The following is a 21,964-nucleotide window of genomic DNA, read 5'->3' as shown; positions in this document are numbered from 1 at the left end:
GGAGCAAACTTCAAACAACGCCTTACCCTGCACGCTGAATTCCACACATGTGCAAGACCAGGCTGTAACAAGCCGGCTGATTACTGCCAAGTCCATCACCTCATCCCCTGGCAGGCAGGCGGCTACACCAACATCAAGAACCTGACCTTCCTGTGCGCCTACCACAACGGTATTAACGATGATGACCCGCAAAGGCCTACCGGCCGCGGCTACATGTACCGGCTCAACACCGGGGTCAGCTTCATCCCACCCTGGGGCACACCAATCACCGCAATGCCCGAATACCAAGAAGCAGTAGCCAGACTCAACGCCGAACAAGCAGGACAACCACCAGAGGAACCACCCGACTGCAGCTAACACCCACAACCACCACACGCAGCAACAGCAGAAAGGACACCGCCAGCCACCGATCCCGCCAACCCAAAGATGGTTGACGGGCAGATCGGTGATCCTTGATAACACTTCAAATACCGGCAGGAACAACGTGCATTTAAGCCCTTAAAGAACGAGACCCACCAACCGGATGAGGGTTGACGGGCCACTTGGGGTGGGTGAAGCGTCGTCAAGCGCGTGCGGCGCCGAAGATAGCTAGGCATTCACCGACGAACCACCCAGAGCCGAGTCAAGGATTCCCGCACCCACGAGATAGTTGGCCAAATCATTCAAGTCCGCTTCGTCCCCGTTGGAATCATAGCCGTCCATGACGTACTCGATAACCGCATTGCCATCCTCAAGCACTTCAGCAATCACGTACTCATCTTCCTCACTAAAAGCGCCAATCTGGGAGCCGCGGGCCGAGGTGAAGTCCTCGACGGTGCCGGCGAGCCCAACGCTTTCAGTATCGCGTATAGCATCCTTGTTCTCTGTGTACTGAGCCACGAATTCTCTGTCCGGACCATAGATGCAAGAAATCGTCGGAACCCACTGAACATCTAGGCCCAGATAGTCCGCCTGCCCGAAGAATGACGTGTCCTCATAGCACTCGTCCGAAAGGTCAATGAGCGGAGCGGGCACCGGGGCAGAAACCTCGGAGGCGCGGATCCTGTCAACCTCATCGGAGTCATATGTGCTGTTCCAATAGGCATTGTCGGAAGCACTTACGTCTTGTGGCGCATCATCAAAATCGGCAGCAACATCTTTGAAGAAAGAAACTGCAGCAAAAATAGCGACGCCTGCGATGATGGCGAATACAAGAACTACCGCCAGAACGATCCACAATGCTGTCTTCGAGCTGGGCCTCTTTTCGGGCGGCTGTGGCATCGCCGGGCCACCGACGTGAGATCCTTGATTTTGATTGATAAAGCCAGGCGGTGCTTGGTTGTGCTGCGGGTTCTGGCCAAATCCACGGGGCGGCTGTTGCGGGCTACCGAAAGGGTTCGTCATGCCGATCAATTTAGCAGAGACCTACATCACATTACTGCCAACAGTGCAGGATGCTAGGCCCATTCCCCGCACTGGCTTTTCTATCTGGCAGCGAAGCAAACTAGACTTCCACCCGATGAATACTTTCGCCGAACTCGGCCTCCCCCGCGATGTTGTCCGCGTCCTTGACAAACAGGGCATCACGACCCCCTTCCCTATCCAAGAAGCCGCGATTCCCGACGCCCTCGCCGGCAAGGACGTCCTCGGTCGCGGCCCCACGGGCTCGGGGAAAACCTTCACGTTCGGCCTTCCCATGCTCACTCGACTTGCCGAATCCGGTGTCTCGCGCCCTGCGCACCCACGCGGTCTCGTGTTGGCGCCAACGCGTGAGCTGGCAACGCAGATCCAACAACGCTTGGAAGAACCCGCAGCCGCGCTGGGGCTGCGGGTGTTGGCGGTTGTCGGTGGTGTCAACATCAACAACCACATTCGCTCATTAGCACGCCCGGTTGACCTACTTGTTGCTACGCCGGGCCGCGCACAGGATCTCATCAACCAAGGCAAGCTTTTCTTCGACCAGATCACCATCACTGCGCTCGACGAGGCCGACCAGATGGCGGACATGGGCTTCCTTCCCCAGGTACGCAAACTGCTCAAACTCACCCCACCAGACGGCCAACGCTTACTCTTCTCCGCCACCCTCGACGGTGAGGTCAACAAGTTGGTTGAGCAGTTCATGCACGACCCCGTAACCCACTCCACAGCCCCCGTCGAGGCCGCCGTGGACACGATGGAGCACCACCTCATTTTCATCGGCACGCGCGAGGCACGCAACGACGTCGTCCTGCGGCTCGGTGCGCGCAAGGGAAAGACCATCATGTTCATGCGGACCAAGCACGGAGTCGACAGGCAGGCGAAGAAGCTGCGCAGAGTCGGTATTAACGCACTGCCGCTTCACGGCGATAAGGGCCAAGGTTCACGTACCAAGGCAATTGAGGGCTTCGCCGACGGAAGCGTACCCGTGCTCGTCGCCACGGACATCGCCGCACGCGGTATCGACATTGCGGATGTCTCCCTCGTCGTCCACGTAGATCCACCCGCCGAGCACAAGGCTTACCTACACCGTTCCGGCCGCACCGCCCGCGGCGGTGAGTCAGGCACCGTCGTCACACTCGTTACCGACGAGCAGCGCGGAGAGGTGGCCAAGCTCATTGCAAAGGCCGGAGTGGACCACACCGACCTCGACATCAGTGACCGCGCCAACCCCGCCAGCAGCCCCGAACTTGCCCAGATGACCGGTGCGCGCAAGCCGAAGGGCGAGCCGCTCGGGCCACCGAACCAACAGCAGCCTAAGCAGGAAGCACCGGGGCACCGCCGCCGCGGCCGTAACAACCGCCGCCGTCGAGGCAGTGCTGGACAACGATGATTCTCGCGCCCAAGGATTGGCAAGCCCGGATGCGACAGCACGAGGAGGAAGCAAATGAGTTCCTCGCTCGCTATCGCCACCCAGGCTCGTATCACCCTGTCTACGACTTCCTTTTCGAGTACTACCCCGTCCGCCCCTCTCATCTGCGCCGTTGGCACCCAGGCGTAGGGGTCACCCTGGAAGGGAACGCTCCGCACAGCGAATGGCGCTACTACCGCCGCACTGCCGAGGGCATCACGATGGACACCGAGGCCTTCCTCGAACGCCGCGGCGGAACCGTGCGCTACATCCTGGAACTTCTGGAAAAGACGGCGCACAATCCCACCCAATTTGATTGTTTTGGCCTGCATGAATGGGCCATTGTGTACCACACCGATTCCCCTCGCCATGACCTGCCGTTGCGGTTGGGAGCGGAAGGGACGAACGCAGTCGTCGACAAGCACCGCATCAAATGCACGCACTACGATGCCTTCCGTTTCTTTACTGAGCCCGCCCGCCCGCTTAACCTCACGGTGCTGACCCGTGAGGACCAACCGGACAACGACCAGGCTGGCTGCGTCCATGCGACTATGGATTTATATAAATGGGCGTGGAAATTGGGCCCGTTGGTGCCAGGTGACTTGTTCCTCGATACCTTCCGGTTGGCGGTGGCCGCGCGCACGCTCGACATGGAGGCCTCGCCATATGACTGCCGCGAGTGGGGCTTTGGGGTCGTCCCCATCGAAACGCCAGAGGGAAAGTCGGAGTATGTGCGGCGCCAACGCGCGCTTGCCGACGCCTCCGAGCCACTCCGCGCGCGGCTTGTCTCCCAAATTAGAGCAGCACTGAGCGCTACAATGAGAGACCATTGATGTGACCCGTCGGGGCGCCCTCTACTGCCCCGAGACCCCAGCGCGGAAGGAAAAAGATGGCCCGGCACTCGGATGGAAAGAATAACTATGCAATCGCACCGTGGGTCATCATCGTGGCCGTCCTCGCGGTTTTGGCGTTGGTTATCGGCGCATTCTTCCTCTTCCGCGGAGGGGAATCCGATTCGAGCGAGCCAGTAGCGGCGGATAAAACCACTGAGTCATCGGCCGTACAGAAACCAACAAGTGTAAGCGCTAGCACTACGTCTGCATCGACCACGCCCTCGAAGTCAGTACAGCCGTCCGAATCGGTATCAGCCACGCCCAGCACTGAAAACAAGGAAGATCAAGGGGTGGCGCCGAATACGTTGTTCCTTCTTGATACCTCCGACAACCTTGCGCCGTACTTCGATGAGGTAACCGAGGGCGTGGCGGAGGCGGCGTCGGCAGTCGGCGCGGAGGGAAGCCAGGTGGCTCTCTGGAACTATTCCTCACCCATTTCAGCCACGGCCACCGTGGGCTTCCGTCAGAATGTAGCCTATGGCGACGCCGAGAACGTGGCCTTCGCAGTACGGCAATTCGGCACTGGTGGCGTTCCTCAAACTCGCAGCGCCGTGGTCGCGGCACTGAATAACGCCACGGACCAAAAGGCAGAAACGGGCAAAGACGCCCGCGTCGTGCTCGTTACTACTGGGACCCAACAAGATATGGATGACGCAAGCTTTACAGAGGCAGTCAAAGCCGCGCGCGGTCAGGGCGTTAGCTTGAGCGTGGTGCATATCGGTGAAGGTGAAAAGGACGCCGAGCTCGAAAAGCTCGCTGACTCCTACAAGACCATCTCGGACCCTTCAAATGCCCAAGAGGACAAAAAGGCCATCGCCAACGCCGCCGGGGCACGATAACCGGGACACTTCAGGCGCATCGACGCCGCACATCAAAAAAGCCGCCGCTTCCTCTAGAGCACTGACGTGAGCTGCAGTGACTAAGAGGAGCGGCGGCGGATGGCTTCCTTAGGAGGTTTTGAGCTTGCGCCGAGCAGCCAGTTCGTCGAGGCCAAATACAACGTCGACTTCTTCGTCCTCCACAACGCGCTCGGCCGGGAAGGAAGTGATGGTTCCGGAAAGCTCCTTCAGGATGCCTGGGACAGCGATGCCAAACACGCCCTGTCCACCGGCAAGAAGGTCGATGACTTCGTCGTTCGAGCGGCACTCATAAACCGTGGTGCCGTCGGAGACGAGGGTGAGCTCAGCAAGATCATTAACTCCGCGATCCCTCAGGGATTCCACCGCGAGGCGAATATTCTGCAAAGAAATGCCGGTGTCCAAAAGGCGCTTGACAATCTTGAGAACCAGCACGTCCTTAAAGGAGTACAGGCGCTGGGAACCAGAGCCGCGAGCAGTGCGAATCGAGGGCTTCACCAGGTCCGTGCGCGCCCAGTAGTCCAACTGGCGGTAGGTAATGCCGGCTACCTGACAAGCGATGGGCACGCGGTAGCCCAGCTCCTCGTCGGGCCCGACATCAAAAAGGGATTCCTGAACGTAGTCGTTGGCTGCGAAATCTTCGAGCGGCAGTGCGCTGGACTCGGGACGGTTATTCTTACTGCTCACGTAATTACTCCAGTGATACTTGAGGGGAGTTCTATTTTTCTATTAAAGGGCACGTCAGCGACCGCGTCAAGAGTCGTCCTCCGTGAACCTCTAGTAGAACTTTAGACTTTTTGAGTCACTTTGTCATCATTAGTCACACGCGTGTCATTAAAAAATTCAGTGGTAGCACGACTAAAGCGACGCCACAGAGGGCGCCGCTTCTAATGTCTAGCTGGGATCAGGGCTTAGGGCTGAATTATGTGGAAGGGAGCTTAAACTCCCCTTTTACTCCTCTTCACCATCTTTGCCGCCGAGCAAATCTTCCTCGGAGATTCCGGAATCACGCATCATCTGCTCGAAGTCATCGTCCTCCAGCGCGCTTTGCTGGGAATGGCGCTCCTTAAACTCGCGCATGCGCTTCTCCGGGAACGTCTCCAGGGATTCTGCCTCGCGTTCTAGGCCGTAATATTCTTTAAGGTCCTCATCGCTAATGTAAATGGCTACCTCGTCGAGCACATCCTTCTCAAAATGAATGGGCAACCCATAGTGATCTGCGAGGACAAGAGCGTCGCACAAGCGGGCATCGTGCTCTTCGCCGGTACCATCCAGGAGATCAACCATGAAAACGCCCTTACGGTACTCGGACACGCAAATATGCTCGATGCCATCTAGCTGATCCGCAAAGGCGATGAGCAGTTCATACGTGCTTGGGCGCGCATTAAAGTGCCGCTCAAGTACTTGGAGGACACGCGCGCCGTCGATGGGTGAGACCCAGACCGGCACGTGCCGGTCCGCCTCCGCCCAATAGAAAAGAGCACATAGGTTATTTTCGGGGCCAACGGGGTGGATACCTAGAAATTTCAATACTTCAGTGTTCATGGAATCCACTTTTACACACATTCCTTGCACATGGTTGTCGGGCCGGTTAAGTGGCGTAGAAAAGTCGGCGCCAAACTTACGGAAATAAAAGCCCGTATGGTTTAAGGGCGGAATTCGTCACGAAGCTCGGTCTTGACCAACGTCCCGTGAAGCGACAGAACAAGGGCCGCCATCTGCTGAGAAAGCTCCTCGGCCTGTTGCGGGGCAGTATCAGACTTCGAATGCGCCACCGGCGTTGCCACCTGCGAAATCATGTCCGCCTGGCGGCGGGCAGCATTGCGCAGCGACTTCAACTGTCGCGCCTCAAACCCGAAGGATTCCAGCGCCACGGCCGCGGCCACGATGGACACGTCATCCGTATCAAAGAAGCCCGCCGGATCCGGCTTAATCAGTCCCACAGAAACCAGCTTGGCGATGTTTTCCTGCGTAGTGCCTGCTTGGTCGGCCACATCGGCGTCGGTAAGCCGAGTGACCACCGGCGCGCGCAGCTGCTCGGCGCTGATGAGGGCCTCGGCCTGGGAGGACACGATGGCGGTAACTTGCCCCGAATCCATCGCGTCTAGCTGTTCCCGAATAACCTTGAGCGGCGTATAGTGATCGCGCTGCGCGGTCAGAATATAGCGAAGACGATCAAGGTCCTTCTGGTAGTAGCGGCGGTAGCCCTTCGCGGTGCGCTCTGGAGTAATCAGCCCCTCAGATTCCAAGAAGCGAATCTTCGACACCGTCACATCCGGAAATTGCTTCTGCACGTGCTTCAGCGTTACGCCAATAGACATGGGCTTCTGCTTAGCAGGCTTGGTCTTCTTGACCACGGAAGACGCTGCTGCGGCAGCGGCGGTGGACTTCTGTGCGCTCACGATAGGACTACTACTGCTTTCTTCACGATTTCACTATGACAAAAGGGGAGCTCAGGTGGAAGCTTCCCCCGGCCTTCTCCCCTAGTTCTTTAGGACAGGCACTGCCTTATTTCGGGGCAATGAATACCAAGCGGAATTTACCAATCTGGATTTCATCGCCCACTTCGAGTACCTGAGCATTGCGCGGCTCGCGGTTCACGTAGGTTCCGTTGAGCGATCCGACATCGACTACCTCAAACTGACCGTCCTTCGCGCGGAACTCCGCGTGGCGACGAGACACGGTGACGTCATCGAGGAAGATATCAGCCTCTGGATGGCGGCCGGCGGTGGTGGTCGGCTGATCAAGCAGGAAGCGAGCGCCTGCATTGGGACCGCGCTTGACGACGAGCAGTGCCTGGCCCTCAGCCAAGTTCTCAGCTCCAGCAACGGAGGCGTCAGAACCCGCCGCGGTGCCGTTTTCCATCTCCTTGAGAAGATCTGCGCGGAAGACAGAAGTAGTTTCTGCCTGCGGTTCCGGCGTTCCGGTATTCTCGCTCATTTTTACCTCCGAAGGGTCGGATCAATGTTGACTCATTCCATATTAGCGACTCCGCCGCCCGCGCGAGTCGCCTCTCCGCAATTTACATCAACGGAAAATGTTTCCTATGCCCTTGAGCACGGAGTTTCCGCCCCCTGATAGTGGGTTATCGGAGACCATATAAGTCCACGTTGCGCTCGGGCGGGACAGGCCGTGATCCTCTAGATGGGCGCCATCTGAATCGATAAGCACGGTTTTAAAAGTATCAACGGCGTCATTAACCGCGCGCTGCGCTAGGTCTTTAAACTCGCGCACCGCGATGCGGTGGTATTCGTCGATTGGCGTCTCGCGGGCGATGGCACGTAGGTGGATAGATTCCCGCACATCATCCATCAACTCCAGGTGGTCGGCCCACGCTTGGTCGAGGTGGAAGAGCATAATCTCACGGGCCGCCCGCTCACGGGCTTCAGCGGGGACATCACGAAGCTCAGCGGCACGCTCCGGTGCCCGCTCAGCCAGCTCTTGCCAGGCTTGGTCGGTATCGAGCAGCTTGGCTCGCCGCTCATCAATGATGATGCGCTGATCTGCGAGTAGGTGGTTGTACTTCCAGGTCTGCGCGTGAATCTCCAGAAGTTGCCCCTCGGTCACGCGCTGACAGTGCGCAATGAAATCACGAACCCTTTTGGATTCGATGAGCCCGTCGGCATCGGGGCGGGCGGACAAGGATTCATCTTCCCCACCCTGCTTAACCACGTCATCTTCTAAGGAAACGAAGAAGATGGACTTGCCCGGATCTCCCTGGCGGCCAGCGCGACCGCGCAACTGGTTATCCAGACGCGAGGAACGGTGCCGCGAGGTGCCGAGCACCGCCAGACCACCCTTCTCGACGACGGCATCGCGGTCTGACTCATCAGCGCCACCCAGCTTAATATCCGTGCCGCGGCCCGCCATCTGGGTGGAAACGGTGACACGGCCGACGTCGCCAGCCTCCGCCACAATGCGCGCCTCGTCCTCGTCATTCTTCGCATTAAGGACGTTTACCTCGATCCCCCGTTCGCGTAACGCAGCGGCGAGATCTTCGGATTCGGCGACGTCGTGGGTGCCCACCAAAACTGGTTGGCCGGTGCTGTTGATCGCGACGATTTCGTTCACGATGGCGCGGGACTTCTCATCCACCGAGGCATAGATGCGATCCGCCTCATCGAAGCGCTGCAGTTCCTTGTTTCTATCGATGACCGATACGTGGAGGTTATAGAACTGCCGTAGCTGATCGGTCGCCTCCACAGCGGTACCGGTCATCCCGCACACCAACGGGTAACGGCGCATGAGTTCCTGGAGCGTAATGGTGTCGAGGATGCGCCCTCCTTCCGATACCTCCAAGCCTTCCTTGGCCTCCACTGCGGCCTGCAGGCCATCGGGCCAGCGCTGCAGTTCGGCAACGCGGCCGCGGGAGGCGTCGATAAGCTGCAGCTTTCCGTCCGTAATGATGTAGTGAATGTCACGTATGAGCAGCGCCTTCGCGTGCAGCGCCAAGTTCACCTTGACCAGTACGGAGCCGATATTCTCCTCGGAGTAGAGCGAATCAATGCCCAATTCGCGCTCGACTCGCGCCGCTCCATCGTCGGTCAGCGCCACCGTACGCCCATCCTCCGCGATGACATAGTCCTGATCCTCACGCAGGCGCGAAACCACGTTGGTGATGTGGCCTGTGGACTCCTCACCCGGGCGGTTTCCGGCGAGGACGAGGGGAACGAGGGCTTCGTCGACAAGCACGGAGTCCGCCTCATCCACCAACGCAACATCTGCGCGCGCCTGTACCGTCTGCTCGCGGGAGGTGATCTGGTTATCCCGCAGAACGTCGAATCCCAGCTCGTTGACGGGGGCATAGATGATATCGCTCAGGTAGGCCGTGCGACGCTCCTCTGGGCCTAGCTTCTCGGTGACCGAGGCCACCGTGAGGCCGAAGAACTCCACGAGCGAGCGCATCCACTCGGCATCGCGCGCCGCGAGATAGTTATTGACCGTCACCAGGTGGACGCGTTTTCCGGTCAGCGCAAAACCAGTCGCGGCCATTGCGCCCACCAGGGTTTTTCCCTCACCGGTGGCCATCTGGATGACATCACCCTCAAGCAAGCGGAGAACGGCTTGGGACTGGACATTAAATGGGCGCATGCCGAGCTTGCGTTCGCTGGCCACGGCCAGAGCAGCGAGGAAACGCGACTTATCCGCAATCTTGCCATCCTTCACGCATTCCCGTGCGGTGGTGGCAACGTCTGCATCCGATAAGTTGGCAATTTCTTCCACCGCCGAGTCCGCAGCCGTGACGACGGCTTTCGATTTCTTATTGTTGCGCTCGGACTGTGCGCCCATTGCCTTCCAGAACCAATCGAATGCGCCCATGAGCACTCCTCCATCCTTGTGCGTCATACAGGTCTTCTATCGACTTTAGTCAACCCCGGTTCGCAGGCGTGCAGTTGCCCTTATATCCTTGTGGGCATGCAATCCGTGAACGTGTCGCTCCCCTCCAGCACCGGTACCACGATGGCCGGAACCATCGATTTCCCAGACTCCCCTCCGCAAGCCTTCGCCATCTTCGCGCACTGCTTTGCCGGCTCGCGCCATACACCCGGTGCCGCCCGCGTGAGCAAGCAGCTGACAAACTTTGGTATCGCCACCCTGCGCTTCGACTTCCCAGGCTTGGGACAGTCCGAGGGAAACTTCGCTGATACCTGTTTCAGCCAAAACGTTGCAGACATCCAGGCCGCCGCCGAGTGGCTGGCCCACAACTATTCTGCGCCGCAGCTCCTCATGGGTCACTCGCTGGGCGGCGCCGCAGCCCTAGCGGCGGCCAACGACATTCGTTCCCTCAAAGCCGTCGCCACCATCGGTGCCCCCTTCGATCCCGCACATTCAGTGCTGCATTACGCCGACAAGATTGGCGAGGTCGACGCCAATGGCGAGGTAGAGGTCACCTTGGGCGGCCGCGCGCTAACCATTTCGCGCCTTTTCCTCGAAGACCTTGCTGAGACCAACCCGGAGGAGTACCTTCCGCGCCTACGCAAGCCACTCATGGTGCTGCACTCCCCCATTGATCAGACCGTTGGCATCGACAATGCCCAGAACATTTTCCGCACCACGCGCTACCCCAAGTCCTTGGTGGCCTTGGACAAGGCTGATCACCTCGTCACCAAGCAAGGCGCGGCCGCACGCGCTGCCGACCTGATTGGCGCGTGGGCGGAGCAGTTCATCGTTCCGGAGAACCTTCCCGCGCCGGTCGCTGAGGACTCCGCAGTTGCAATCCCAGCTGTGGGCACGAGGATGGGCGTCGTAGTACGCCACAACGACCGTTCTGTGACCGCTGACCGCACGAAGAAAAGCGGCGGCAAGGGCCAAGGTTTTACCGCTGAAGGCCTCCTCATGTCCGCACTGGCTGTGGCAAGCACCCAGGCCATCAAGGCAGCGGGCAAGGCACAGAAGATCGACGCGAAGGCTCTCGAAGCTGTGTCCGTCAACATTACCCAAGAGTCCGAATCCCGATTTACACGTACGGTGACACTTCCTGCCTCCCTTAGCGCGGATCAACAACGCGCGCTTGGCGACGCCTCCGCATCCACCACCATCGACTCCCTCCTCGCCGTCGAGGTGACCACCACCGTGACAACCGCGGCACGATAGATTCACATGATTGTTCTCAACCCTCTTGATCCGGCTGCCCGCTGCCCCTGCGGATCCGGCTTGACGTTTGGCGAGTGCTGCTCGCGCTACCACGCCGGCACGCCCGCGCCCTCGGCCGAGGCGCTGATGCGCTCGCGGTTCAGTGCTTTCGTAACCGGCGACGAGGACTATTTGCTCCGTACCTGGGACCCAGAGACCCGCCCTGAGCGCCTCAACCTCGCAGATAACGGCATCCGCTTTTACCGCCTCGATATTATCGATACCGTCGCCGGCGGCCCCTTGGACGATACCGGCGTCGTTGAGTTCGAGGCCTTCTATAAGGGCGCCGCACAAGGCTCTCAGCGGGAACGCTCCTTTTTCCGCAGACAAGACGGGCAGTGGGTCTACTCCACCGGCGAGTTCTAGAGCCTTCAAAACACGCGTCAACCTGGGATTTGTCGAAGCGAATACCGCTGGTGTAATCTGTAGCAGTTGCACCAAATGGTGCGGCGGCGGACTATGGCGCAGTTTGGTAGCGCACTACACTGGGGGTGTAGGGGTCGCAGGTTCAAATCCTGTTAGTCCGACAGCATCCAGGCTGGTCAGAGCTTTTCTGACCAGCCTTTCTTTTTCGCCCAGTTTATTGGCGGCCCTGTTTAGCGGATCTACTTCTCTTGGCTAAGGACGTGGCCCAGGGCGTCGATAAGCGTGCGGTGAGAATCCGGAGATTGTTCATTGAGAAAGGCCTGCCATTCCCCGCTCGGCGCTAATGCTGCAAGCAGCAAACACAACTGAGCGCCGGCCTCATATGGCAATCGATTGCGCAGAAAGTCATTGTCGATCTGCCCGGACTCTAGGAACGGAACAACGTCGGTGAAACGCGCTTCCTTAGTGTTGTCGAAGTACATCGGGCCAAAGTCATACCCCACCGCACGTGAGGCCATTATCCCGAGGTAGGTAGCCGTGCCTTCCACGGTTTCCATCCAGCGTTCTTGGCTGACGTAGTCAGGATCTGCAGCTAGGCGTTCCTTTTCCAGAGCGAGCAATTCTGTGGCCAGTTCCCTCAGCCGAGCTTGGTCTGCACCCGCGTCGCGGACTGCATCGAGCAGCCGCATTCTCTCGTCGAGCAGCTCCACCCCATGCGGGGAGAGCTCGCCAAAGACACGCGAGTCCAAAGCCCACCGAGCTTGACCGTAGAAGTGGAAGGATTCATGCGCGAAGAAGGTAATGAAGTGTTCTGAGGAGAATTGTTTGTCAAAATTATCCTCGCCGAATTTGAGGTAGTAGACATCGCTCCCCTGGACCGTCGTGGTCTCGCCCACCGTGTTGAAGTTGCCGCCGGCAATCTTAATCGGCCACAGCCTCGGGTAGATCCGGTCCAACCGATAGACTTCGAGGCCGGCGGGGTTATCGCCCATGTCTACAGGGGCAGCGAAGGGCGAAGAGACTTCTTGGGAGGGGTTGATCAGGTAGGAAAAGTGGGTCTTCCTGCTGATTAGCAGCGTGGGGAACTCGGTAGCGGCCGCATTGAGCCAGGCCGCCGACTCCGGACGATCTGCGACGGCAGCGGCGTATTCCGAGTACTCCTCTAAGGCGCGCCGATCAATCGGGTCCAACTCTCCCACGGATATCCCTGCGGTATTACGCGCCACGTGTACGCTGCCGGCGATGATCACGACGACGAGCAGGATTACGCCGATTTCCCACCACCGGCGCGGCCGCCTCCGCGAGCTCTTCATAGTTGCGAGCTGAGATGATTTGCCCACCTACTTCACCTCCAATGGGTCGGCGGCACCGCGGACGGCGTGGCGCATGAAAAAGAAATTAGTGCTTAAAGGACTGTTGCAGTCACGCTTCCCACTCTATAGTCCGGTGTTTACGACCTACTCATCGCCTAGAACCGCCACAGGAATGCTGCTCTTATTGCGATAAACCATCTGGTCAACACCGCTGTGTTCGTTGTGCCAGCCCAACACAAGGGCAAACGCCATCACAGGCAGCTCTGAAATACGCACTCACGCTGCTATAAACAGCAAGCTTTGGCCCAATGCTGCGCTTGCCTACCCCTCAATCGCTCATGCAAACAGCCCCACTGCGGATGCAATGGGGCTGTTCTGTATTGCTCTGCCTGAGATTTCTCTGCTCAGGCTGGAACTACGAGTTGGTCTTAGCGGTTAGCGCGCCACGGAATGCCTTCCTTGGGCAGGTAGCCCAGCAGGTAGAGGTAATCAATAGCGCCGAAGATGGAAACGATTAGACCGCCACCGAGAATCGCTCCAAGGAATGAGTAACCAACAGCGGAGGACATATCAGCGTCTTCACCATCTTTACCATCTTTGCCGTCGACGCCATCGCGGCCGTTGATGCCATCCTTGCCGTCAAGCCCATCGCGGCCGTCGCGACCGTCACGGCCATCCTTGCCGTCGGCGCCGTCCTTGCCATCACGCCCATCGCGGCCGTCGCGACCGTCACGGCCGTCCTTGCCGTCGGCGCCGTCCTTGCCATCACGGCCATCGCGACCATCGCGGCCGTCCTCACCGTCGCGTCCATCGCGGCCATCCTTGCCGTCGGCACCGTCCTTGCCATCACGGCCAGGCTCCCCGTCTTCACCGTTATTATCCTCATCATCGGAATCTACAGGGGCCGAGGTAGTGGAAGCAGGCTCGGATTCCTCCGTCGGATCCTCAGGTTCGGCCGCCTCGGACTCAGTAGATTCAGGCGCAGTCGACTCTGCGGACTCAGAAGCCTCATCTGATGCGGAGGGTTCACTCGACTCGGAAGGCTCAGTGGACTCGGAGGGCTTCTCGGAATCAGAAGGCTCGGCGGACTCAGAAGGCTCAGAGGACTCGGTTGTCGAGGTGGAATCCGGCGCTTCGTCGCTGACCTGCTTGCCATTGAGCATGTCCGCACACTTCTGTCCAGCCGGTGCGTTAACCTCGGCCAACGCAGAAGCCGCGGTCGAGATACCAGACAGGGTGGACTCAATTTCCTTGCGCTGAGTATCGCTCAGCTTCAAGTCCTTAGCGGCACTAGCGCCCGGGAAAAGGCCAGCAATCGTAACGGCGGCATTAAAAACCTTCAATACGGTAGCCACTCCAGTACCGAAAGCACCATCAGCAAACTTGATGAGCCCAGAGACGGTCTTCTTCGCCGCATCCGGGTTCTTCAAATCGACATCAGCATCGGAGTTCTCGATCTTTGCGATAGCCATGCCCTGCGCACGTGCGAGGTCCCACGTGACATCCTTGTCTTTCTCGCCTTCACGGACCATTTCAGCGATCCGCTCCCACGAGCTTGCGCCAATCTTCTTGATGAAGTCCGACGGGACGAGATCGCCGACAACAGGAATAACTTCCCATACGGTCTGCAGCAGCTTGTTGCCGCCATCATAGAATGCACGAGCTAGGTCGAGCTTGCGCTCAAGAATCTCGCCTTCCTTACCAGGAGCATCAGAAATCTCACAGACCAGCTTGCCGTCCTTCTCGACGACCTTGATCGAAGCGTCAGCCGTCGATGCTTCAGTGCTCTTCAGCTCATCAAGCGTCGTCGGTTTGCTGTTTTCCGCGTCATAAAAGCTGATGTCGTTGTTGCGAGAGTCGCGGTCAAGCTCTTCAATCGCGTTATCACCAGCGTTGTCTTCATCAACCAGGTTGCCGTCTTCGTCGAAGGCAGTGCCGTTGACATCAAGAGTGCCAGTGCCATTCTCCTCGTGAACGAAGGAAGATTCTGCCGGTTCCTCTACCGCAATTGCCTGAGGAGCAACGATAACGGAAGAAAAGGTAGCCACTGCCGCTACAGTGGCGACAATGCGAGAGCGAGTAGGGCGCATAGTTAGTCTTTCTTAAACTGAAGTGAAAACCCGCTTAGCCTTATAAGGCTTGCGATTAAAGTTCGGACGTGGCCACCATACAACCTGCAGAGTATATTTTCTACACTTGAGCAACTACTTGCTACCCCCATTCAGAGACACCGGCCATCGACATCTTTGCAGTTCACGCCGTAAACATTAGTCGCTCCAGACCGATTTCTACCCCCTTCACGCAATGAATGCGCCCAGCCAAAGCCCACGTCCACACCACCCCGACAAGGTGCAGCCACCCTCAGATATTGACAAAAGAATCCCCACTTTCACTCTAAGAAAGTGGGGAGGAATATGATGCGAATCACTCTCAGTTGAGCATCCCGCACGCTCATTTCACTGAACTAGCCTGCCATGCCATTGAGGCTTCGCATGATGCCGCCGAGTTCGATATCCATATACTGAGTCAGAATTCCAAAAATAAAATCGGAATTATACCCACGCAATGGCCCGTTGGTGCTCAGCATGGCAAGACCGTGGGCGCCAGCCCACACTGAAATCACTAATGTAAAAAGAACCCATGGAGTGCGCGGCCCGTCCACCTCATCGATAGCCTCGCGTACGAGAGACATAATGAACCCAAAGGCTCGGCCGAACTCGCTGAAATCACGTTGAAGCTCGACCGCTTTATTCGCGTTTGGCAGGAAGTCATCCTCAAACGACATGGGCACGATCGGGCCGGATGCGATCTTAATGAGCGCCTCAAATCCTTGCGGGTCATGCAAAGCATGCGAGACATATCCATAGCCCGTAGCTTTAATCTTCGACACTGCGCTAGCGTCCTGCGGCAACGCGGCTACCTGACGGTAAATGAACTCATAGTTGATTTTGTCCAAATAGCGCTCCAAGAAACTCGCCAGCTCTTGGTCGCTTTCAATAAGGTGTTCAGCCTCTTGGACGCTAAGTCCTGCTCGTTTTGCGGCGCCACCGATATGCAAGCCAGTCACGCCGTGGTCTAGAGCCTCCTCAACGGCACCTCGGAGCAGAGCTCTCCGCTGCTCTTCTTCAGTCCCCCGCGGAAAGTTTTCTGCACTGATTAGGAGTGTTTCAGGCTGCTCCCCTGCCAGGCCGCAAGGTTCGGCGCGCTTGATACGCTCGCCCCTAAAAAAGGGATAAAGACCAACGCTCAGCGTATCCATGACAGCACTAAAGGTTTGCTTTTTCGCCGCTGGCGAGAGGTAGCGCAGAATCCCTTCGGCTGCAAGCTGTGTAACGCCGTGTAGGTGGGAGAATATCGACAGAGCGGAGAGCAGCGTCCCATAGGCATCGAGCTCCGTGCCGCCGGATTCTTTAATAGCGTCTTTAGTCAGGTCAAAAAGAATACGCATAATGGGGCAGGTGTCAGCCTCTCCATCACGGCTAGCAAAGTCCTCAGCCGTCAATCCCGTGCGGGGAGAAGCGTAGACAGCAGTAAAAGCCGCAAAAGAGGATGGGTCCTCGACCGCAAAAGAAAAGTAGGACAGCGCGGTAGCACGAAGCTTATCTACCGCGGTCGCATTTTCGGGCAATCCTTGTAGGTGCACATCAATAGTTGACGTCAGTGCATCATTGAGAGAGTGCTTAGTTGCCTCGACGAGTTCCGCTTCGGAAGCAAAAAGTGCCTGAGCTTCCGCAAGAGGCACATCAACCTGGTCAGCAACCTCCCGAAGGCGCACTTCATCGATGCCCGCCTTAGCAATGACCCGGCCAGCTTGCTCAATCAGAAGCTGCTTAAAGGGCTGGCTACTTTGTTCCACACCTACTGAAGTATTCACAGTGTTCAGCCTACCTAGGAAATGACCGATTTTATATTCATAAACACAACATAGGAGGATTTAAAGGTTTCTCTCAGATTCCTTTTCTCTATCAACTCGCCCATATTATGTCCCAGCCGAAACCAACATATACATTGCTACAAAACTTATACAGTCCTGCCCACATCGTGGACAGGACTTATAGAGCGAGCCTAGCGTGGCATTTCAGAGGCAGTGGGTTCTTACTCCTGCGACGTCAGGGTACCAGGCACACTGCCTCCGCCCTCAATTTTTAGGACTTAAGCGCCCTCGTTACCGATACGATCATCGAGCTGGTCGCGAGCAGAGTCAATCTTATCGGCCTTATCTTCGCCGAGCTTACCCTTAGCAAGATCAGCGCCCTTGTCCAGTGCGCTGTCCGAAACCTGCTCGCCCTTATCGGAGTTCAGCGCGTCCTTTGCCTTGTCAAAAATACCCATTCCTACAATCCTTTCGTTGCTTTTACTGTTTCTAACCGTGCTAGCTACCAACGTGTCAATACGCCTGCGGCTACAACCGATCAGTAGGCGTGAACCCCATCGATCGGCTCCGCACACTACGAACAAGTGCACTATCGACCGCGGCATTCACGTTGCGAGCCATCACGAGACTCCACCGTACCGACGCACCAGAGTCTTCGCCACACGAGTTATTAATCACCCTAGTTATGAGACGTACCGTTCCCACCCAAAGCAGCACTCTAAGAATTCTCAGGGTCGGCGCATCCGTTTACCCCCTCCACCTACCCCTTTTCGTTCAACAACTTGGTAAAAGCAGGCGCGCTTTCGTTAGCATTGCTGTGCACTCTAGGACACACTTCTTTGGCTGCGCTCCGCGCTCAGTTCTTTGCGCAATAATTAACGCACATACCCTCGTCCGTAGATCAATCGCCAAAGTACAAACCTGCCCACAATGCCTTCCCCTCATTCTGAGCCAACTCCCCGACCCGCTACACAACCTGATTCTTCGACGCCCTCTCATGGGCTAGAAATACCCACAAACGATGACTCAGCCTTTGGCTTAGTGTGGCCCGGAAAGAATGCTGCCGCTGCGCTTGCTGCCTCTCAAGCTGCGGGGAGGCAAACGTTGATAAGCGGCTCGGATTCCACCACCAATTCAGTCACCGTCGCCGATAATCTATCCGCGCTCAAGAGCTTTGTTGCCCGCGGTATGAAGGCCGACGTCATCTATATCGACCCGCCGTATAACACCGGCAAGGATTTTGTTTATCGCGACAACTTCCGCCAACGGCGAGAAATGCGCTCAGAGCACTTTGGTCAATGGCATGCCGAATGGCTTTCTATGATGCTTCCGCGACTGATCCTTGCGCGTGAAGTACTCGCAGACACAGGATCCATCGTGGTTTCGATCGGCGAATCAGAATGTGCCCATGTACGCCTACTCCTCAACGAGGTTTTCGGCGAGGATTGCTTTGCAAGCCAGCTCATTTGGAAAAAAGGCGGTACTGGAAAGAATGATTCAAGATATGCCGTCCAAGAGCACGAATATGTCCTTTGCTACGCTAAATCTCCGGAAAACTCCGGGTTCAATGTTGATCTAGGGGCGCAGACATCGACCCGCTACAACCATCGCGATGAGAAGGGTAACTATTCCCTCGTTCGCCTAGATTCCAAGACCTTGGGTTATCTACCAAGCCTCGACTTTCCCATCGTCGGTCCGAATGGTGATAAATACTGGCCTCATCAACCCGACGGGAAGTCGAAGGTCGCGCGCTGGCGTTGGGGGCGGGACAAAGTTGATAAGCACTATGACGACCTGGTTTTCAGACGCGGCTTTGTCTATACCAAAAACTATGAAAAGAAGGGTGCGCGCCCACGCTCCATACTGGACGGGGAACGATTCGGTGTAACCCGTACAGGCCGTCGTGACGCTGAAGAGGCACTCGGTGTTAAAGGCGTATTCGATTTTCCCAAACCAGTGCGGCTTATCAAGCACCTCATCGCAATCGCCGGCGGCCCCAACGCGGTAGTCCTCGACTTTTTTGCTGGCTCTGGCACCACCGCGCAGGCCGTCGTCGAGCTCAATCGCGAGGATGGCGGCCAACGCTCCTTTCACCTCGTACAGATTCCGGCCCCCACGGAAACCACCAGTGCCGCGCACCAAGCTGGTTATAAAACGGTGGCAGATATCTGCTTAGCGCGGGTTCGCTCCCTCGGCATCCCCTTTAATCACTACACGCTGAGCGAGTAGTCCACGAAGGAATCAATCCTAGGCCACTCCGTGTTCCTCGGTGTCTGCAGGCCGGCCGGGGATACCGAAGAAGTCTAGTACCGCGTCGGTGGCAAAACCTTTACCCACCTCAGTTTTCGTAGCGTTGTTTCCACCAGGCCACACGTGGGATCCGCCTTCGATGCGAATGTGCTGCAGCGGTGCTTGGCAGGCAGTCCATGTCTCTCTGGTGGCACCGTTTGTGAGACGTACGGACTCAACGTCGCCACGACACTTGTTACGACGCTGATGCTGCCCGAGCACTTCTGCGACCGAAGCATAAGCAGTCTCGTGCCGCACGCCGCCCTCATAGTTGACAACGGGGTCTTTTGTACCGTGAATATCCAAACGGCCAACAGGCTTGTCTGAGCAATCCGTATGGATGCCTTCGTAATAAGCCGCCGATACAGTAGCTACCGAACGAAACGTCCCCGGCATACGGCAGGCTAAGAATGCCGCGAATCCTCCTCCATTGGACAGGCCCGCAGCGAAGATAGCGTTATCGTCTACCTCATAAGTCGCGCGCAGGCTGTCCACGATTGCTCGCACGAATTCTAGGTCTTCTTCCGCGCTGGTAGCAGCATAAGGTGCCGGAGCCCACGCCGCATTTTCCCCTGCAGGGTAGGCGACTATGGCGTCAGCCGCATCAAACTGGCTGTATTGCTCCATGTTTTCCGGAGAATCTGTATAACCGTGGAAGGACAACAGGACCGGCCAGGATCGATCTGCAGTGTAGTTTTCGGGCACGTGGAGGAGAAAACTACGTCCGGAGGCCAACTTCATTTTTTTCGTGTGCCCGGGGTCGGGGCCAACGAGCATAGGGGCGACGGGAAAACCGAGGTCACTTCTCCACTCTGCTGTTGATGGAGAAGTAGTCGTGTCTTCTTCAGGCGAGCTGCACGAGACCAGCGCCATGACGCAAGCTGCGGTTGAGATGATCCCAGCCAGCGTGCGCGAACACCGCAGCCATGCTGCAGAATCTTCACTCATCATTTGCCTCGCCACGCTCGCCCTCGGGAAAATATCCTCGTCCACCTTAAAACATCCCACCGACATCCACGAACCTGCAGCACCGCGGTAGATTTAGGAGCATCATGAGCCCAACTCCTTCCGAATCAACTGATTCCCCCAGCGCCTCATCCCCTTTCCCGGTTCCCGAGCATTACCCCAGCTATCGCCCGGCTTCGGGGAAAGAGGCACCGAGCTTCAACACAGTTCAGCAGCGTCTTCGTTCTGCCCAATCATTCAGTCACGGCGCCGACGCCTATCATGACGTGCGTCCTGGTTACCCGCAGGAGGTATCACGGCTCATTGCCTCCGCGCGGACTGTCCTCGATGTTGGCGCAGGCACCGGAAAGCTCACTGAATCACTAAGCAACCCCGTTGTCTACGCCAGCGATCCATCCCCTGACATGACCCGAGTCCTAAACCGCCTCGGGGTGCCGTGCTGGCGTGCAACTGCCGAGAACACTGCGCTTGCCGACGCCTCCCTCGACGCCCTCACCTGCGCGCAGACCTGGCATTGGGTTGACGTCCAACGAGCCTGTGCAGAATTTGACCGGGTTCTCCGCCCCAACGGAAAAGTCCTCTTGGTGTGGAACACTCTGGACGTCAATGCGGACCCGTGGGTCCTGCGTCTTTCCCGCATCATGCATTCCGGAGATGTCCACCGTCCCGGGTTCTATCCCGCTTTTTGTGAACCATGGACGCTTCGCCAAGAGCTCCGCTTGACGTGGGAACACGAGCTGAGCCCCGAAGGCCTTCATGCTCTTATGCATACTCGCTCATATTGGCTTCGCAATGGCCAAAAGATCCATGAACGCATGACACATAACCTCAACTGGTACCTCTTCGAACACATGGGCTTTCGCCCCGGCCAAGTCCTTCGCATTCCTTATCGGACGGATGCGTTCTTATTGGCCCGCGCTGGCGAGTAGCCAGCCCGCCCCAACCATGACAACTGTCACGTCTAATTGGTGACACCACGTCTACGCTGCACATATCTGCCCACCATAGCGTGAAGATATGAGCACAACACGCACTCTCCTACCAGTCATTGACGTCAATGGCGTCAGCAAGGTTTTTAATGCGGCCTCGCCCAATCCTGTACAAGCGCTTCACGACGTCTCCCTTTCCATTCATCGGGGCGAAATCGTTGGCCTGCTGGGAACGAACGGCGCCGGAAAAACGACGCTTATTGATCTCATCCTGGGCCTGACAACACCGACATCCGGCACTATCCAGGTGCTCGGAGAAAGCCCACAGACCGCTATTAAAAGCGGACGCATAGGAGCCGTCATGCAATCCGGCGGCCTTCTTCCTAACATCACCGTCAAGGAAACCCTCGAGCTCCTCGGCGCGGCCTTCCCATCTCACCGTGCGTTTGACGACATCATCGAGCGCGCAAATCTAGGAGATATCCTGTCGCGCCGCGTGAGCAAATGTTCCGGTGGTGAGCAACAACGCCTTCGCTTCGGACTGGCTCTCTTAGGAGATCCGCAAGTGCTGCTTCTCGACGAGCCAACTACGGGGATGGACGCCGGTGCCCGACACCACTTCTGGGAAACTATGCGCGAAGAGGCAGATGCCGGCCGCACCATCGTGCTCACCACCCATTACCTAGAAGAAGCCGAGACCTTTGCCCAGCGCATCATCATGCTCAACAAGGGCCACATTCAAGCCGATGGCTCGACAGAAGAGATCCGCAACTCCAACTCCACCCGCATCGTCCGGGCCACCTTTCCCGGCGAGGTACCACATGTGCTGACGGCCAACCTACTTCCCGGAGCTATCCACCAAGAGCAAACAGACACGGGGCTGGTCATCACTGCTCGAGACTCTGATGCGGTGGCACGCTACCTGCTTAACGAAACCACTGCTCGCGACATCACTATCACAGGACACAGCTTGGAGGATTCCTTCCTCGAGCTCTACAACGCTACATCCAGTAACACCACGCGATAAGGAGATTTCAC

The 21,964-nt window shown here is 57.5% G+C and carries 21 protein-coding genes and 1 tRNA gene; 11 read left to right on the top strand and 11 right to left on the bottom strand.

Annotated features, from left to right (window positions below; translation table 11 throughout):
* On the top strand, positions 1-357 hold a 357-nt coding region (locus HMPREF2822_RS13130; protein WP_198530988.1), incomplete at its 5' end, for an HNH endonuclease signature motif containing protein.
* Between the two features lie 231 nt (positions 358-588).
* Here the strand turns inward: HMPREF2822_RS13130 and HMPREF2822_RS11765 are convergent.
* On the bottom strand, positions 589-1,383 hold the full coding sequence (locus HMPREF2822_RS11765; protein WP_232755706.1) for a hypothetical protein: 795 nt from the start codon (positions 1,381-1,383) through the stop codon (positions 589-591).
* 115 nt (positions 1,384-1,498) lie between these two features.
* On the opposite strand from HMPREF2822_RS11765, the gene HMPREF2822_RS11760 reads away from it, so the two are divergent.
* Genes HMPREF2822_RS11760 through HMPREF2822_RS11750 form a run of 3 tightly spaced genes read left to right on the top strand, consistent with a single transcriptional unit; the run spans position 1,499 to position 4,538 of the window.
* Positions 1,499-2,788: a DEAD/DEAH box helicase gene (locus tag HMPREF2822_RS11760; RefSeq protein WP_070524840.1), complete on the top strand. Its 1,290-nt coding sequence runs from the start codon at positions 1,499-1,501 to the stop codon at positions 2,786-2,788.
* Positions 2,785-3,639 (top strand): 3-methyladenine DNA glycosylase, encoded by an 855-nt coding sequence (locus tag HMPREF2822_RS11755; protein ID WP_070524839.1) that lies wholly within the window; start codon positions 2,785-2,787, stop codon positions 3,637-3,639. The genes HMPREF2822_RS11760 and HMPREF2822_RS11755 overlap by 4 nt, the downstream gene beginning before the upstream one ends.
* 56 nt (positions 3,640-3,695) lie before the next feature.
* Entirely contained in the window at positions 3,696-4,538 is an 843-nt protein-coding gene (locus HMPREF2822_RS11750; protein ID WP_070524836.1) for a vWA domain-containing protein, read from the top strand.
* A gap of 108 nt (positions 4,539-4,646) precedes the next feature.
* On the opposite strand, the gene HMPREF2822_RS11745 is transcribed toward HMPREF2822_RS11750, so the two are convergent.
* From HMPREF2822_RS11745 to secA2, 5 genes are all read right to left on the bottom strand, one after another.
* Positions 4,647-5,207 carry a MerR family transcriptional regulator gene (locus HMPREF2822_RS11745; RefSeq protein WP_198530989.1) on the bottom strand — a complete coding sequence of 187 codons (561 nt, stop codon included), beginning with the start codon at positions 5,205-5,207 and terminating at the stop codon, positions 4,647-4,649.
* A gap of 300 nt (positions 5,208-5,507) precedes the next feature.
* Complete coding sequence (locus HMPREF2822_RS11740; protein ID WP_070524859.1) at positions 5,508-6,101, bottom strand: bifunctional nuclease family protein; 594 nt, start codon at positions 6,099-6,101, stop codon at positions 5,508-5,510.
* 101 nt (positions 6,102-6,202) lie between these two features.
* A complete protein-coding gene (locus HMPREF2822_RS11735) occupies positions 6,203-6,958 on the bottom strand; it encodes a transcriptional regulator FtsR (RefSeq protein ID WP_070524832.1) in 756 nt (251 codons plus the stop codon).
* Positions 6,959-7,064: 106 nt separating this feature from the next.
* Positions 7,065-7,496, bottom strand: a complete 432-nt coding sequence (gene odhI, locus HMPREF2822_RS11730; RefSeq protein ID WP_010186533.1) for an oxoglutarate dehydrogenase inhibitor Odhl — start codon at positions 7,494-7,496, stop codon at positions 7,065-7,067.
* An 87-nt stretch (positions 7,497-7,583) separates the two neighbouring features.
* A complete protein-coding gene (gene secA2 / locus HMPREF2822_RS11725; RefSeq protein WP_070524857.1) occupies positions 7,584-9,875 on the bottom strand; it encodes an accessory Sec system translocase SecA2 in 2,292 nt (763 codons plus the stop codon).
* A gap of 96 nt (positions 9,876-9,971) precedes the next feature.
* Between secA2 and HMPREF2822_RS11720 the strand changes: the two genes are divergently transcribed.
* The 3 genes from HMPREF2822_RS11720 to HMPREF2822_RS11710 all read left to right on the top strand — a co-directional run bounded on the left by HMPREF2822_RS11720 (position 9,972) and on the right by HMPREF2822_RS11710 (position 11,716).
* Positions 9,972-11,150 carry a bifunctional alpha/beta hydrolase/OsmC family protein gene (locus HMPREF2822_RS11720; RefSeq protein WP_198530987.1) on the top strand — a complete coding sequence of 393 codons (1,179 nt, stop codon included), beginning with the start codon at positions 9,972-9,974 and terminating at the stop codon, positions 11,148-11,150.
* A 6-nt stretch (positions 11,151-11,156) separates the two neighbouring features.
* Complete coding sequence (locus tag HMPREF2822_RS11715; protein ID WP_070524828.1) at positions 11,157-11,555, top strand: YchJ family protein; 399 nt, start codon at positions 11,157-11,159, stop codon at positions 11,553-11,555.
* An 87-nt stretch (positions 11,556-11,642) separates the two neighbouring features.
* Positions 11,643-11,716 (top strand) — tRNA-Pro (locus tag HMPREF2822_RS11710).
* A gap of 78 nt (positions 11,717-11,794) precedes the next feature.
* On the opposite strand, the gene HMPREF2822_RS11705 is transcribed toward HMPREF2822_RS11710, so the two are convergent.
* From HMPREF2822_RS11705 to HMPREF2822_RS11690, 4 genes are all read right to left on the bottom strand, one after another.
* Positions 11,795-12,895 carry a hypothetical protein gene (locus HMPREF2822_RS11705; protein ID WP_148139426.1) on the bottom strand — a complete coding sequence of 367 codons (1,101 nt, stop codon included), beginning with the start codon at positions 12,893-12,895 and terminating at the stop codon, positions 11,795-11,797.
* A 401-nt stretch (positions 12,896-13,296) separates the two neighbouring features.
* Positions 13,297-14,916, bottom strand: coding sequence for a prolipoprotein diacylglyceryl transferase (locus HMPREF2822_RS11700; protein ID WP_232755704.1), 1,620 nt, complete (start codon positions 14,914-14,916; stop codon positions 13,297-13,299).
* A gap of 416 nt (positions 14,917-15,332) precedes the next feature.
* Positions 15,333-16,742, bottom strand: a complete 1,410-nt coding sequence (locus HMPREF2822_RS11695; RefSeq protein WP_070524822.1) for a TetR/AcrR family transcriptional regulator — start codon at positions 16,740-16,742, stop codon at positions 15,333-15,335.
* A 278-nt stretch (positions 16,743-17,020) separates the two neighbouring features.
* Positions 17,021-17,200, bottom strand: a complete 180-nt coding sequence (locus tag HMPREF2822_RS11690; RefSeq protein ID WP_070524820.1) for an antitoxin — start codon at positions 17,198-17,200, stop codon at positions 17,021-17,023.
* Between the two features lie 472 nt (positions 17,201-17,672).
* On the opposite strand from HMPREF2822_RS11690, the gene HMPREF2822_RS11685 reads away from it, so the two are divergent.
* Positions 17,673-18,971, top strand: a complete 1,299-nt coding sequence (locus HMPREF2822_RS11685; RefSeq protein WP_083306855.1) for a site-specific DNA-methyltransferase — start codon at positions 17,673-17,675, stop codon at positions 18,969-18,971.
* An 18-nt stretch (positions 18,972-18,989) separates the two neighbouring features.
* On the opposite strand, the gene HMPREF2822_RS11680 is transcribed toward HMPREF2822_RS11685, so the two are convergent.
* Complete coding sequence (locus HMPREF2822_RS11680) at positions 18,990-19,772, bottom strand: CE1 family esterase (protein WP_227486307.1); 783 nt, start codon at positions 19,770-19,772, stop codon at positions 18,990-18,992.
* 94 nt (positions 19,773-19,866) lie between these two features.
* Here HMPREF2822_RS11680 and HMPREF2822_RS13760 point away from each other — a divergent pair, with 94 nt between their 5' ends.
* The 3 genes from HMPREF2822_RS13760 (at position 19,867) to HMPREF2822_RS11670 (ending at position 21,953) form a co-directional block, all read left to right on the top strand.
* Complete coding sequence (locus HMPREF2822_RS13760; protein WP_154737134.1) at positions 19,867-20,070, top strand: hypothetical protein; 204 nt, start codon at positions 19,867-19,869, stop codon at positions 20,068-20,070.
* A gap of 13 nt (positions 20,071-20,083) precedes the next feature.
* Positions 20,084-20,926: a class I SAM-dependent methyltransferase gene (locus HMPREF2822_RS13125; protein ID WP_070708408.1), complete on the top strand. Its 843-nt coding sequence runs from the start codon at positions 20,084-20,086 to the stop codon at positions 20,924-20,926.
* An 88-nt stretch (positions 20,927-21,014) separates the two neighbouring features.
* The gene (locus HMPREF2822_RS11670) at positions 21,015-21,953 is read left to right on the top strand and encodes an ABC transporter ATP-binding protein (RefSeq protein WP_070524816.1); all 939 of its coding nucleotides are present in this window, start codon (positions 21,015-21,017) and stop codon (positions 21,951-21,953) included.
* Positions 21,954-21,964: the final 11 nt, after the last annotated feature.

Origin of the sequence: Corynebacterium sp. HMSC062E11 (assembly GCF_001811845.1) — a bacterium.
Lineage (GTDB): Bacteria > Actinomycetota > Actinomycetes > Mycobacteriales > Mycobacteriaceae > Corynebacterium > Corynebacterium hesseae.
This window is presented reverse-complemented; position numbering and strand designations above follow the sequence as displayed.